The organism is Athalassotoga sp. (genome assembly GCF_049965695.1).
GTDB lineage: Bacteria > Thermotogota > Thermotogae > Mesoaciditogales > Mesoaciditogaceae > Athalassotoga.
In genome coordinates this window covers 18,574-30,551 of the sequence record NZ_JBMFWB010000022.1, presented here as the reverse complement: position 1 = coordinate 30,551, position 11,978 = coordinate 18,574, and the positions used below count along the sequence as shown (strand labels likewise).

The 11,978-nt window shown below is 38.9% G+C and carries 16 protein-coding genes; 4 read left to right on the top strand and 12 right to left on the bottom strand.

Annotated elements, in window-relative coordinates; translation table 11 throughout:
* Nucleotides 1-148: 148 nt before the first annotated feature.
* A complete protein-coding gene (locus tag ACP5NR_RS07460; protein ID WP_428006207.1) occupies nucleotides 149-964 on the top strand; it encodes a DNA adenine methylase in 816 nt (271 codons plus the stop codon).
* 229 nt (nucleotides 965-1,193) lie between these two features.
* Here the strand turns inward: ACP5NR_RS07460 and murJ are convergent, their stop codons facing one another.
* Nucleotides 1,194-2,744, bottom strand: coding sequence for a murein biosynthesis integral membrane protein MurJ (murJ, locus tag ACP5NR_RS07455; RefSeq protein WP_428005562.1), 1,551 nt, complete (start codon nucleotides 2,742-2,744; stop codon nucleotides 1,194-1,196).
* Nucleotides 2,745-2,854: 110 nt separating this feature from the next.
* On the opposite strand from murJ, the gene ACP5NR_RS07450 reads away from it, so the two are divergent.
* From ACP5NR_RS07450 to ACP5NR_RS07440, 3 genes are read left to right on the top strand one after another with little or no spacing between them, the layout of a single operon-like run.
* Nucleotides 2,855-3,391, top strand: a complete 537-nt coding sequence (locus tag ACP5NR_RS07450; protein ID WP_428005561.1) for an NUDIX domain-containing protein — start codon at nucleotides 2,855-2,857, stop codon at nucleotides 3,389-3,391.
* The gene (locus ACP5NR_RS07445; RefSeq protein WP_428005560.1) at nucleotides 3,388-4,623 is read left to right on the top strand and encodes a competence/damage-inducible protein A; all 1,236 of its coding nucleotides are present in this window, start codon (nucleotides 3,388-3,390) and stop codon (nucleotides 4,621-4,623) included. The genes ACP5NR_RS07450 and ACP5NR_RS07445 overlap by 4 nt, the downstream gene beginning before the upstream one ends.
* Nucleotides 4,616-5,191: a hypothetical protein gene (locus ACP5NR_RS07440; protein WP_428006206.1), complete on the top strand. Its 576-nt coding sequence runs from the start codon at nucleotides 4,616-4,618 to the stop codon at nucleotides 5,189-5,191. The genes ACP5NR_RS07445 and ACP5NR_RS07440 overlap by 8 nt, the downstream gene beginning before the upstream one ends.
* Nucleotides 5,192-5,197: 6 nt before the next feature.
* Here the strand turns inward: ACP5NR_RS07440 and ACP5NR_RS07435 are convergent, their stop codons facing one another.
* From ACP5NR_RS07435 to ACP5NR_RS07385, 11 genes are all read right to left on the bottom strand, one after another.
* Nucleotides 5,198-5,761 (bottom strand): hypothetical protein, encoded by a 564-nt coding sequence (locus ACP5NR_RS07435; protein WP_428006205.1) that lies wholly within the window; start codon nucleotides 5,759-5,761, stop codon nucleotides 5,198-5,200.
* Nucleotides 5,758-6,690, bottom strand: a complete 933-nt coding sequence (locus ACP5NR_RS07430; RefSeq protein WP_428005557.1) for an SPFH domain-containing protein — start codon at nucleotides 6,688-6,690, stop codon at nucleotides 5,758-5,760. The genes ACP5NR_RS07435 and ACP5NR_RS07430 overlap by 4 nt, the downstream gene beginning before the upstream one ends.
* Entirely contained in the window at nucleotides 6,687-7,124 is a 438-nt protein-coding gene (locus ACP5NR_RS07425) for an NfeD family protein (protein WP_428005556.1), read from the bottom strand. The genes ACP5NR_RS07430 and ACP5NR_RS07425 overlap by 4 nt, the downstream gene beginning before the upstream one ends.
* 13 nt (nucleotides 7,125-7,137) lie before the next feature.
* Nucleotides 7,138-7,986: an MBL fold metallo-hydrolase gene (locus ACP5NR_RS07420; protein ID WP_428005555.1), complete on the bottom strand. Its 849-nt coding sequence runs from the start codon at nucleotides 7,984-7,986 to the stop codon at nucleotides 7,138-7,140.
* Nucleotides 7,983-8,426 carry a 50S ribosomal protein L9 gene (gene rplI, locus ACP5NR_RS07415; protein ID WP_428005554.1) on the bottom strand — a complete coding sequence of 148 codons (444 nt, stop codon included), beginning with the start codon at nucleotides 8,424-8,426 and terminating at the stop codon, nucleotides 7,983-7,985. Before rplI ends, ACP5NR_RS07420 begins: the two co-directional genes overlap by 4 nt.
* A 47-nt stretch (nucleotides 8,427-8,473) precedes the next feature.
* Nucleotides 8,474-8,734 (bottom strand): 30S ribosomal protein S18, encoded by a 261-nt coding sequence (rpsR, locus tag ACP5NR_RS07410; protein ID WP_428005553.1) that lies wholly within the window; start codon nucleotides 8,732-8,734, stop codon nucleotides 8,474-8,476.
* Nucleotides 8,735-8,758: 24 nt separating this feature from the next.
* Entirely contained in the window at nucleotides 8,759-9,184 is a 426-nt protein-coding gene (locus ACP5NR_RS07405) for a single-stranded DNA-binding protein (RefSeq protein WP_428005552.1), read from the bottom strand.
* Nucleotides 9,181-9,591 (bottom strand): 30S ribosomal protein S6, encoded by a 411-nt coding sequence (gene rpsF / locus ACP5NR_RS07400; RefSeq protein WP_428005551.1) that lies wholly within the window; start codon nucleotides 9,589-9,591, stop codon nucleotides 9,181-9,183. The genes ACP5NR_RS07405 and rpsF overlap by 4 nt, the downstream gene beginning before the upstream one ends.
* A gap of 434 nt (nucleotides 9,592-10,025) precedes the next feature.
* Nucleotides 10,026-10,442 (bottom strand): NifB/NifX family molybdenum-iron cluster-binding protein, encoded by a 417-nt coding sequence (locus ACP5NR_RS07395; RefSeq protein WP_428006204.1) that lies wholly within the window; start codon nucleotides 10,440-10,442, stop codon nucleotides 10,026-10,028.
* Nucleotides 10,436-11,344, bottom strand: a complete 909-nt coding sequence (locus ACP5NR_RS07390) for an alpha/beta hydrolase family protein (protein WP_428006203.1) — start codon at nucleotides 11,342-11,344, stop codon at nucleotides 10,436-10,438. Before ACP5NR_RS07390 ends, ACP5NR_RS07395 begins: the two co-directional genes overlap by 7 nt.
* A gap of 1 nt (nucleotide 11,345) precedes the next feature.
* Nucleotides 11,346-11,888 carry a methyltransferase domain-containing protein gene (locus ACP5NR_RS07385; RefSeq protein WP_428006202.1) on the bottom strand — a complete coding sequence of 181 codons (543 nt, stop codon included), beginning with the start codon at nucleotides 11,886-11,888 and terminating at the stop codon, nucleotides 11,346-11,348.
* Between the last annotated feature and the right edge of the window lie 90 nt (nucleotides 11,889-11,978).

Here is an 11,978-nt window from a genome sequence, read left to right as displayed (position 1 = left end):
TATGATGAGAACCGTGGGGCACACGGGGATAGCTCGTTGATACTTAGCACAGAGGTGCTATTGAGCGAGAAGCCCCCCACTTCTATAAGTGGTGGGAGCATGTCACGAGAAATTCTTATTTCGAAGGGATTAAAACTTCCTCAGCCGTATGAAAAATAAGATCAAAATAAAGCCTCCGTTTAAATGGGCAGGCGGAAAAGGCCAATTGATCGAACAGTTCGAACTTTTGCTTCCAAAAAAATTTGATCTTTACATCGAACCGTTCGTGGGAGGAGGTGCGTTGTTTTTTAACATTTTACCGTCTGATGCCATTTTAATCGATCTCAACTTTGATGTTGTCAATTTTTACACGGTTGTGAAAAACGACGTTGAGAAATTGATCGACGATTTGAAAACCCACAGGAACGAAAGAGAGTATTATTACATGATGAGATCTGTGAGTTTGGATTCTTTGAATTCAATTCAAAGGGCATCGAGATTTCTTTATCTCAACAAAACATCTTACAACGGCTTATGGCGCGTGAATAAACAAGGAAACTTCAACGTTCCTTTCGGAAGATACAAAAATCCTAAAATTTTGGATGAAGATAATCTGAGAAATGTGAGTTTAGCATTGAGAAATGTTTCGATAATTTGGGGTGATTTTTCAATCGCCCTTGATTACGCAAAATCAAATACTTTTGTTTATTTTGATCCGCCCTATCATCCTCTATCCAAAACGTCTAATTTCACAAACTATTCCGGTACATTTAACGTTGAAGATCAGATAAGATTGGCAGAGTGCTTTAAATTACTTGATAAAAGAGGATGCCTTTTGATGTTAAGCAATTCAAATACACCGCTGGTAAGGCAACTTTACGCCAAATACGATATGCAAATAGTTCGTGCAAGAAGAATGATAAATTCAAAGGCTGAAGGTAGAGGAGAAATAGAAGAAATCGTAGTCAGAAACTTTTCCGCATGATTTTTATACTAAACCTTCTTTCACAGAGGGAAACAGACATTCTATACTGAGCCAACTTTAAATTACTGAGCCAACTTTAAATTCCGAATCGCAGCGATGGCAGGTATACCCCACTCGATGTCTGGTCCTCGCGCTGCTGCGGAGGCCATCTCGGAGGCATCCTGCCCTCCCGCTTCGGTAAATGACTATTCGGCTTTTAAACTGAATTCAATATAAACACGGCTTGTTGTCATAATTTTTCTTCTTCGGACGCCTTTTTGAATTTCAGAAATTTCCAGAAGCGTTTTGGAAGCGTTTTAAGTATCCATGAGAAAAAAAAGTAAATTCCGATGCCTGCAAAAATTGCCACGAAATCTCTTATTTTTCCTCTTAAAACGGCCATGATGAGGTATATTCCGCCAACCATTAAAGTTGAAGCCATAAGAACCCTTACGAAATGCCACATATCGAAAAACCATATTTTGAATTTTATTCTCAAAGAGATAAGCATTGCTATCGTAAAATATATAGACGAAATTGATGTTGAAAGAGCAAGTCCTGTCTGTTTCAGATGAGATATGAAAAGAAAATTTAATCCTATGTTTATCAAAAGGCCTACTATTCCAAAAATCATAGGTGTTCTCGTGTTTTTAAAGGAGTAATAAATCTGAACAAGTACCGACCCCAGAGCGCCTGTAAACAGTGATAGCGAAAAGGCTATCATCGGTGGATAGGTAAGCATCGTCGATTCCGCGGTAAAACTTCCACGTTGAAAAAGCAATGTTATTATTTGCTTTGAAAGTGGGAAGAGGGCAAATGTTACTGGTATCAAAAAAAACGCGAGTAATTTCATCGCCCTTTTTGTCGTTATCGTAAGTCCTCTCATGTCATTTTCAGCCGCGCGCGATGCAACTGAGGGGTATGTGACCTGTGTGACCGGTGTTCCAAGCACACCTGTGGCTGAACTTGTTATTCTGTTGGCGTAAGAAAGAGAACTTATCGCTCCGGTTTCAAGTGTGGATGCAAAAGTTCTGTCTACTATGGTGTTAAGCATTCCAAGCGCGCTTGAAAAAAACAAAGGCCAGATCATCTTGTAGAGGTCTTTCGTCTCGGAGATGCCTCTTTTCACGTTAAAGGGGTTAAGAAATTTTCTTTCCGCAAATCCTAATATTATGAAAATAAAGGTTGGCGGCAGTGTCCATGCAAGCGCAAGAGATATCGCTCCTAAATGTTTTGTCACGAATAGGGTCCCTATGACTATGAAATCGAAACTGAGGCCGACCAAAGGATAGGCAAGAAATTTCTTTTCGCTTTGCAAAAGGCCATTGACAAAACTTAGCATTGCTCCTATGATTGTCGCAAAACTCATCCATCTTATGAAATTGACCGTCATATCATGATCCGCTTGCCCAAAACCAGGGAAAAAAAGACTTGTTACCTGAGGCGCAAAAATTGCAACAAGTACGACGACTCCTGCAAGCATCAAAGTGGTAGAATAAAAAATGGTGGCCGAGAAGTGTTTGGCTTCTTGCATGTTTTTGTTTTTCATGACTCTTATGAAAAGCGGTATGAAGGCCGATATTATCGTGCCGGTTATTATTCCGTTTACAAGCCCGAGCGGACTTTGAGATGCAAGGTAAGAATCCATGACTCTTCCGGTTCCAAAGAAATATGCTATGATTATGTCTCTGACAAAGCCCATGACTTTAGAGGTAAGAGTTAAGATCGTTATGATCATTATGGCCTGAGACATATTTTGCTTTGAGTGAATTAAAGATCCCAATCTGTGTTTGAAACTCATCTTCATCTCCAATTTAGATTTCAATGTTAAAATATATATTGATGACCAATCTAAATTTTACCATGAAAATTAAAAAAATAACCTGATAAGGTAATCAACGGAGGCAAAAAATGGAATTATCGGAAAAAAAGATCGATTCTTCTGAAAAGTTTAACGGGAAAATACTTCATCTTTACGTTGATGAGGTGAAATTGCCAAACGGGCATACATCTTTTAGGGAAGTTGTAAGACATCCAGGCGCTTCTGCCGTGATTGTTAGATCAAACGAAGGCAAGATAATTTTAGAAAGGCAGTACAGGTATCCCATAAATGAGGTACTTTGGGAAATTCCAGCCGGAAAATTGGATTTGGGAGAGGATCCCCTCAACTGTGCCAAACGAGAACTTATGGAAGAAACGGGCATAACGGCACGAAAATGGGAAAAACTCGGCCATATCTATACAACCCCGGGTTTTTCGGATGAAAAAATCTACCTTTATTTTGCTTCTGAAATTTCAAACGGTAAAACGCATCTTGATGAAGACGAGTTTGTTGAGGTAGAATATTTCACAATTGATGAAGTTGAACTTATGATCGTTAACAACGAAATAGTTGATTCAAAAACCGTAGTGGCTTTTTTCAGAGCACAAAAGCGAGGACTTATATGAATGCAGAAATAGTTTCTACCGGCACAGAACTTTTACTCGGCAAAAGTTGTAATGAAGACGCAAGGATCCTTTGTGATTTGCTCGCAAGATGCGGGATTGATATATACAGGTACACAACCGTTGGAGATAACGTTGGAAGAATAGTTCAGGCTTACAAAGAGGCACTTGAAAGATCCGATATAGTTTTGTCGACCGGAGGATTAGGTGGAACTGGAAGTGACCTTTCCAAGCAAGCGGCATCGATTGCCACATCCATCCCGCTTGAAACGGATCCGGATATCTACAAATATCTTATGGATAAGCATGTCCCTGAACGTATATCGAAATCCTTTGCGGCAATTCCTGCGGGATCCACCGTGTTTCAGAATACCGCCGGTGTCGCTCCGGGTATAGTCATCCATACGAACGGGAAATATTTGATACTGCTTCCAGGACCTCCTGAGGAGATAAAATCCATAATAAGAAATGGTCTTGAAGCGTTTTTAAAAACATTTGGAAATGGATACACCAAAAATGATGTTTTAAAGGTCGTCGGTCTTAGGGAATCTGAAGTTGAAGACAGGATTCACGATCTTGCGCTTTCTTCCAATCCAACTATATCGACCTTTTTAAAAAAAGGATGGATAGAGATTTCTCTTACGGCAAAAGGAAAAGATGAAAATGAGGCTATTGCCATCTTGGAAGATGTAAGAAGAAAAGTGCTGGAAAGATTTCCCGAAAAATTTTTAGGAAAAGTTGGAGAGACTCTTGAAGAAGAGTTATACAGACTGCTTAAAGAAAAAGATTTAACGCTTTCCGTTGCCGAATCCGTAACAGGCGGTATGATTTCAGACAGAATCGTGAGTATCCCCGGTATTTCATCTTTTTTTAGGGGAGGAGTTGTCGTTTACTCAAATGAATCCAAGGTGAAAATTTTGGGAGTTAATAAGCAAACGATAGTCGAACATGGTGCCGTTTCGAAAGCGTGCGTCTTTGAAATGGCAAAAGGTGCTTTGGAAATCTTCAAAACGGATATCGCCATTGCCACGACGGGCATAGCAGGTCCGGCGGGAGGAACGAAAGACAAGCCGCTTGGAACGGTATGGTTTGGCCTTTCATCGAAGTTTGAAAGTCAAGTATGGCAAAAAATTTACGGTGGGACAAGAAACGAAGTAAGAAAAGCGGCATCGGATGACGCACTTGAGGCTCTGGTTAACATGATTGCAAACTTTGGGGTGATTGAAAATGGTTGACGTTAAAAATATATTGAATGAAACAGGTTCGATTTACCATGGTCATTTTCTTTTGGAATCCGGAATGCATTCGGACACATACGTTGAATGTGCTAAAATGCTTCAATACACGTGGCGGACGAAAGAGGTGGGAAACGAAATGGCTTTGAGATTGCAAAGATTTGCGCCGGATTGCATCTTATCTTTGACGCCAAACGGTATGATAATAGGTTATGAAGTTGCAAGAACTATGGATGTACCTTTCATGTATCTTGAAGAAGATAAAAATGGTAACCTTTTATTCACTCATTGCCTTGAACCGGCAATGTTCAAGAATATATTGATAGTCCAGGATTTCATATACGATGAAAAATTAGTTCACAAAGCGATCCTTACGCTCAAAGAATGGGCAAGTGAACCGACTGGCCTTTCATCGATGATAAAAATGGGTCAAATCGAAAAAATAGACGGTCTTCTCGTAAATTCTATCGTGAATATTCCCGCAAAAATTTACGAACCCGATGCATGTCCGATGTGTAAAGAGGGAATTGAAATCGTTGATGTCAAAAATCTGTGCCATGACAAATAGTATTTCTCATTCTTTTCCTTTGATTTCAAGGATATCGAATCTTTTGGCAAGAGAAAGTATAAAACCACAAACCATAAGAATCAGAGAGACGTAAAGTATGTCAGTTTCAAAATAAGGTATCTCAAGTTTTGTGATGCTTTGAATAAATATCAGGGCGACCGATTGCGCTATGAAAAAATTTAAAGTTGCCATTATCCATGAATTCAAAGAATTTTTAAAAAGATATCGCACGGCATATTCCTGCCGTGTGTATCCAAGTGAAAGTATAGTTGCCCTATGAACGCTGTCGTATCTGTCAACAGAGGATGTTATGCTTGATACTATGTAAATAAAGGTTGAAAGTACCATTACGAGAGACCCAATGGCGTGATTGAAAACCAAAATAACATATATTCCAAAAAACATCACGCCAATTGGGAAAAGTCCTTGAAAATACCTCAGGAAACTCGTTCCAAGTTGTTTCTTTTCTACAACACGGCTTCTGACGTACCAGAATGCAAGTATAAAACCTGCGACGGTTATCAACACAACTTCAAAAATGTTCAACCATATCGTTGAGAAAAGGTTCAACTTTTTTTAGGTTCCTCCTTTGAAGGTTCTTTTTTGAAAATTTCAGCCATTGCGCCAAGACTTGAGAGCACGCCTGATGTTTCAAACGGCAGAAATATCTTCGTTGCCTGCCCATTGGCCACCTGCTGAAGTGCTTCGAGATATTTTATGGTTATAAGATCAGGTGTCGGATTTCCCGAATGAATTGAATCAAAGACAAGTTTTATGGCTGCCGCTTGACCTTCTGCCTCGGTTTGAAATTTGTATTTTTGTGCGTCCGCTATCCTTTGTATTGCAGTTGCGTCTCCTTCTGCCTTTAGAATTTGAGATTGCTTTTGTCCTTCAGCCTGTAAAATTTGAGATTGTTTTATACCTTCTGATTCAAGTATGGCAGCTCTTTTAGTTCTCTCTGCTTTCATCTGCTGGCTCATGGCATCCGTTATATCTTTGGGAGGTTCTATCTTCTTTATTTCAACTCTTGTTACTCTTACTCCCCATTTATCTGTTGCTTCATCAAGCGTATCTCGAAGTTTGGCATTGATCATCTCTCTTGATGTGAGAGTTTGATCAAGTTCAAGTTCGCCTATCACGTTTCTCAAGTTGGTCTGCGCAAGCATCGTTGCTGCGGGTTCAAATGCTTTAATGTTGTAATTGACTTTGAAAGCGTCTGAAACCTGATAGTATATTATCGCATCCACTGAGACGACGACGTTATCACGGGTTATAACTTCCTGAGGCGGCACATTTATGAAATGCTCCCTCATGTCAACTCTTATCATTCTCTCAAAGAAAGGTACTATAAACTGAAGACCGGATTGTGCCTCTCTCGAGAATTTACCCAGCCGTTCCACAAGGCCTCTTTGAAAGGGCCTTACTATTTTTATTCCGGTTATCGCGATGATGATCAAAAAAAGGGCTATTATAGCGCCGATAACAATTCCAAGTATCATTTCTTTTCCTCCTTTCTGACGATCAACTTTGTACCATCAACCTTTAAAATTGTCACATATTCGTTGATGTTTACGATTGAGTTGTCTTCAGTGACAGCTCTCCAGATGTCTCCATTTACCTTCACCTTACCCCTGTTTTTCTCAAAATCTATCGTTTCAATTACGAGCGCTTTTTCACCGACAATTTCGTCTATGCTTATCTTTCTTGGAGAGTCCTTCCTTTGAAGTACTTTAAGCGCTAAAGGACGGGTAAATATCACAAGTATAGCCGAAACAACTATGAAAACGATGATTTGAATCATCAAATCGGCAAAAAGAGACGTTATGGCGGCGGCAAAGGATCCAAGGCCGAACCAGAAAAGAAAAAAAGTTGGCATAAAAATTTCCGTTACGCACATCAAAGCACCAAGGAATATCCAAAATATGAGATCCATATTTATCACCCTTTCATTTTAGGGTAAAGATCTTCGAAGGATGAACGTAAAGAACAGGGAAATCAACGCCAATTTCGTCAATAGCCCTATTTATGTATCTTTTTATGTTCCTTTCATATCTTGTTGAGATATGATAAAGTATCAAAGATTTCACCTTCGCCTCTTTTGACAACCTGAGTACTTCTTTAACTGAAGAATGGTTATTTCCTTTTCTGTCTTCTTCATCTAAAAAAGTCGATTCGTGGATAAGAAGATCAGTTTCGTAAGCATCTTTTACGGGAATTGGAGTTGAATCCCCGCTTATAGTCAATATTTTATGTTCGTAATCGACCGTTATCTCTTCCCTGCCATATTTCTTTATCATGTCAAGAATTTCATTTTGACTGAGATCTCTGTACTTTTCTTTAAGATGTTTACGCCTCTCGTATATGTTGTATCCAAAACTAATTTCGTTTATCGTGTGATGTGTTCTGAAAGGTCTTATAACTCTTTTTACGCCACCTGTTCTGTGAAGAACTATTTCTTCTCCGATCTCAACAGGTTTTATGGAGAGCATGTATTTGAGATCGTTATTCACTTTCAAGATGAAGTCAAGAAATTCTTCAACAGACTTGCTGCCTTTCGGATAATAGATTTCAAGCGATTTTTCTTTATCTCCCATGGCGTTATTTCTTGTGTTGACAAGACCCCACAAACCTGCTATGTGATCTGCATGACCATGGGTAAGAAAAACTCTTTGAACGGCGAAAGATTTATTTCCCAGATAGGTACTTGCCCCCTCGCCACAATCTATAAGCATTCTGTCCGGCGAATAATACATCCATGAGGAGTAAAGCGCTTTTGAGTACATTATTATGTTCAATTCTTTTCAACCCTGACTTTTACCTTGCCGGATAAACCATTTCCAAATTTTATTTTTACTTCGTAAGTACCGAGTTCTTTTATGGGATCCATCTCTATATTCTTTCTATCAAAACTCTCGCCAAGATATTCCGATATCTTTTCAGCGACATCTGAAGAAGTTACAGAACCATACAATTTATTCTCTTCACCTGAGTTGGCTTTAACGACCAAAATTGTTTTCATAAGTTCCGAAATTTTTTTGTTGGCCTCTTCTATTTCCTTCTTCTTTTTTAATTCTTCAGATTTTCTTTCTCTTTCAACTTTTTCAACGATCTTTTGATCTGCTTCGACGGCAATTTTTTTAGGTATAAGGTAATTTCTTGCGTATCCATCGGAAACATTTACTATTTCGCCCGTTCTGCCTAAGGCTTTAACGTCTTGCAAAAGCAAAACTTTCATTTTACCACCACCATTCGTGTAACGCAAAGAGGCCTAATGAAGGCCTCTTAATCTTTTGTATATGATGTGAGCGCGGCTTCTCTTGAGCGCTTGATCGCTTCCGCGATCATCCTTTGGTGTTTCGCGCACGTTCCTGTTATCCTTCTCGGAAGAATTTTTCCTTTATCGCTAACAAATTTTTTCAAAGTTCTCGTGTCTTTGTAATCAACGTAATTTATTTCATTCGTGCAGAAAAAACATTTCCTCGTTTTCCTTCTGAAATTACTTTTTTCTTTTTCTTTTTTATTTGAATCTCTATCATAACTCATTCAAATCAACCTCCGTCATTTTCTTTAAAATGGCACATCGTTATCTTCATCTTGAGAAGAATCTGTATTTCCTTCGTCAAGAGATGGCAATTGATCTTCTAAAGGAACATCCTGTGTTCCTTCAACTGCACCGTTCTTTTTATCAAGTGGCTGAACTCTGCTTGCGACAATCTCGGTCGTGACCCTTTGTTTACCTTCTTTGTCAGTCCAAGAATTGTTTCTCAAACTTCCATCTACAAGCAGAAGTCTTCCTTTTTTTATGTAAGAAGCAACAAACTCAGCGTTTTTGCCGAAACAAACTATTCTGAAGAAATCGGTTTGCTTATCTTCTTTTGAGTAATTTCTGTTCACGGCAATGCTGAAAGTCACAACTTCGTTACCAGTGTTGCCTGTCCTCATTTGTGGATCTTGCGTTATCCTTCCAACAAGTATTACTTTGTTGTAATTCACGAATTCTCTACCTCTTTTGGCATCTCGGTCTCATTTGACTCTACATTCATAGCAGGTTGTGCTACCGCAACTTCTTCGACTTCTTCGGCTTGTTTTGGTGAAACGGGATGCTTTTCAAGATCTTCTCTTCTTAAAATAAGATGTCTGAAAATTTCCGGTATAACCTTGTACATCTCTTCGAGAGATTTAATCTGAGATGGATCGGCGTCAAACAGAATCACGGTGTAATCGCCTTCGTTGAATTTTTGAACTTTGAAGGCTAACTGTCTTACCCCCCATCTGTCTATCTGCCTTATCTTTCCCTGCATCTTTTCCTCGATCTGATTTTTAACCCGATCGACAAGTTTGTTTCTTGCCTCTTCTTCAAGAGTCGGATCGATGATAAACAGCGTTTCGTAAATCCTCATAAACTTACCTCCCATGGACAATTTGGTCCTACACATGTAGGACGGGTAAAATGATTATATCATATATTTTTATAATTAGAAAACAAAATATGCTAACTTTTTTGAAATAACGACGGCGGAGAAGATGATGCTCTCCGCCTTGAAGTGAGTTTTGTGCTTTTGAAAGCGTTTTAGATACACTGAATTCACCTTAAAAGCCGAATGCTTATTTACCGAAGCGGAGGGCAGGATGCCTCGATCAGTGAACAGTGACAAGTGAAGAGTGAGTAGTGAGTAGTATGATTACAGATTACGCGTCACGCGTTACGAACCATCTCTAATGTCTAAACTCTAATCTCTTTTCTACGTGCTACGAGCCACACGCTACCTGCTGTTGTAGGCACCTGCCGGAGCGATAATTAGGAATTTGAATTTTGTTTGGTATGAATTTTACATCATTGTTCGTCATTGTGCCCAGAACATTCGCCTTTATGTCCGGAACATCCGCCCTCACGATCGTGCGCACGATCGCCTGTGTAATTGGACTTAAGATTCCCAGAAAGATAGGATGCCACTGCCTCCTTGAGAGTACCCTCTGCATAGGGATAAACATCGATACCGTTTTGTACAAAGATTTCGTACGCTCTTTGTCCCATGCTTCCGGCTATAAGCACGTTTGCCCCGCTTTGAATCACGAAATTTGGCACACTTCCTTGCGAATGATTACCCTCAAAGGGATTATCGTTGAATTCGACCGATGTTATTTTCCCATCTTCCACTTCAACGAAAGCAAAAAACGGTGCATGTCCGAAATGTTCCGATACGTTGACGTTCATTCCTTCATTTCCCATAACCGGTACAACTATTAACATTTTTCTTCCTCCTTGTTTTGAAAAAATGCTAAACTTTTATTCAAAATGAAACGCTTAAAAAAGAGATGAGCACTCAAATGACCCGATGGAATCACGTAACGTTCAGGCTTTCCCATTCTTTTCCAAAGGTCATCGGACGATTTGCGCGGTATGAAAAAATCAAAGATCGCGGTGAAAAAAAGAGTTTTCCTCGGCGAAATGAACTTTGCAAAAAGAGATGGATCGTAGGTAAAACATGGTGGCATATCCTTAAGCATTGTCAGTGATGTAAAATTCATGATCGCTTTCTCAAACAATTTATGCTTTTTTTCACATTCTTTTGGGTTACAAAATTTGTTTTCTTCATAAGAGACCCTTAAGACTCTCGTTGCGATGCTTTTCCACGTTATATATTCATAATTTCCACCCGTTACGACAAAAACACCTTTTTCAATTCTTTTGTCCAATGCCATCGTTATCGTCGAAACCATTCCACCAAAACTAAAGCCCATTATGTAGATGCTTTTAAACCCTGTATTTTCAAGATAGTCTACACACGTTATCACGTCTGTAACAGCCTGGTCAAAGCGTTTGGCAAGTTGAACATCCGTTCCCTTTATGAAAGCAACGCCACTTTTTTGGCCTAAAGGCGTTCTTTCAAAATGGTAGGGAAGTACAGGCATGATCGTCGTATATCCGGCTTGCGAAAATCTCTCAGGATAGTACATCAAAGGTTCAAAATTTTTTTGACCGGTTCCATGAATGAAGACTATCGCACCCTTCGGATGATCCGAATTGTACAAAATGGCCCTGACATGATCGACTTTTGGATCACCTGAAGGTTTAAGACTTTCGAATTCCAAAAGATCAAAGTCATATCCGTGAGAAATCTTGTACTCGGCAAATCCTTCTTTTTGATACATTTTAGATCTTTTCGAAAGAGATGAAATAATGATCCTTAAATTCTACATATTTCACTTCCTTGAAAACATAAGGTTCGACTTTGTCCTTGAGCATTTCTTTTGAAAATCTAATGCTTTTTGGAGGACCAAAAAGTGCTTTAAGGTTAAACTCAACCAAATCAAAATGTGACCCTTTTTTTAGACTTTTTGAAAGCACACTCAATATCTCATCCTGACATTCCATATCATGAAAAGAATTTGAGAAAAAAACATGCGTCGCTTCAGAAAAATCATTTTTCTTTATCCATTCGCAGACACTTTGAGATATCTTTTTTATTTTTTCATTTGCGTAGTTTTGACTTTCAAAATTTTTTTCGTATTCATCTATCGAAAAAACTGCTTTACACACTTTCGCAAATTCACTCGAATAAAATCCATCTCCTGAACCAACATCAAAGACAACATCATTCATTTCCAGTTGCATGGTTTTTAAAACATCAGCAACCATCGATGTTCTTAACGCATTGTTGAAATGCTGGTGATGCATGAAATGTTCATGATCCATATTCAGAACTCCTTTCTTTTTATAAGAGTATATCATATATAAGAATTTTAGTCAAATTCCATTTTTGGATCTGACTTGGTATAAAATATG

What these genes read in the sequence shown, in the direction of transcription:
- rpsR (WP_428005553.1), bottom strand. Translation starts at nt 8,734, where the DNA reads ATGAGTTATGATAGAGATTCAAATAAAAAAGAAAAAGAAAAAAGTAAT.
- ACP5NR_RS07385 (WP_428006202.1), bottom strand. Translation starts at nt 11,888, where the DNA reads ATGGATCATGAACATTTCATGCATCACCAGCATTTCAACAATGCGTTA.
- ACP5NR_RS07460 (WP_428006207.1), top strand. Translation starts at nt 149, where the DNA reads ATGAAAAATAAGATCAAAATAAAGCCTCCGTTTAAATGGGCAGGCGGA.
- ACP5NR_RS07440 (WP_428006206.1), top strand. Translation starts at nt 4,616, where the DNA reads ATGGTTGACGTTAAAAATATATTGAATGAAACAGGTTCGATTTACCAT.
- ACP5NR_RS07430 (WP_428005557.1), bottom strand. Translation starts at nt 6,690, where the DNA reads ATGATACTTGGAATTGTTATCGGCGCTATAATAGCCCTTTTTTTGATC.
- ACP5NR_RS07445 (WP_428005560.1), top strand. Translation starts at nt 3,388, where the DNA reads ATGAATGCAGAAATAGTTTCTACCGGCACAGAACTTTTACTCGGCAAA.
- rpsF (WP_428005551.1), bottom strand. Translation starts at nt 9,591, where the DNA reads ATGAGGATTTACGAAACGCTGTTTATCATCGATCCGACTCTTGAAGAA.
- murJ (WP_428005562.1), bottom strand. Translation starts at nt 2,744, where the DNA reads ATGAGTTTCAAACACAGATTGGGATCTTTAATTCACTCAAAGCAAAAT.
- ACP5NR_RS07390 (WP_428006203.1), bottom strand. Translation starts at nt 11,344, where the DNA reads ATGTATCAAAAAGAAGGATTTGCCGAGTACAAGATTTCTCACGGATAT.
- ACP5NR_RS07425 (WP_428005556.1), bottom strand. Translation starts at nt 7,124, where the DNA reads ATGGATCTCATATTTTGGATATTCCTTGGTGCTTTGATGTGCGTAACG.
- ACP5NR_RS07395 (WP_428006204.1), bottom strand. Translation starts at nt 10,442, where the DNA reads ATGTTAATAGTTGTACCGGTTATGGGAAATGAAGGAATGAACGTCAAC.
- ACP5NR_RS07450 (WP_428005561.1), top strand. Translation starts at nt 2,855, where the DNA reads ATGGAATTATCGGAAAAAAAGATCGATTCTTCTGAAAAGTTTAACGGG.
- rplI (WP_428005554.1), bottom strand. Translation starts at nt 8,426, where the DNA reads ATGAAAGTTTTGCTTTTGCAAGACGTTAAAGCCTTAGGCAGAACGGGC.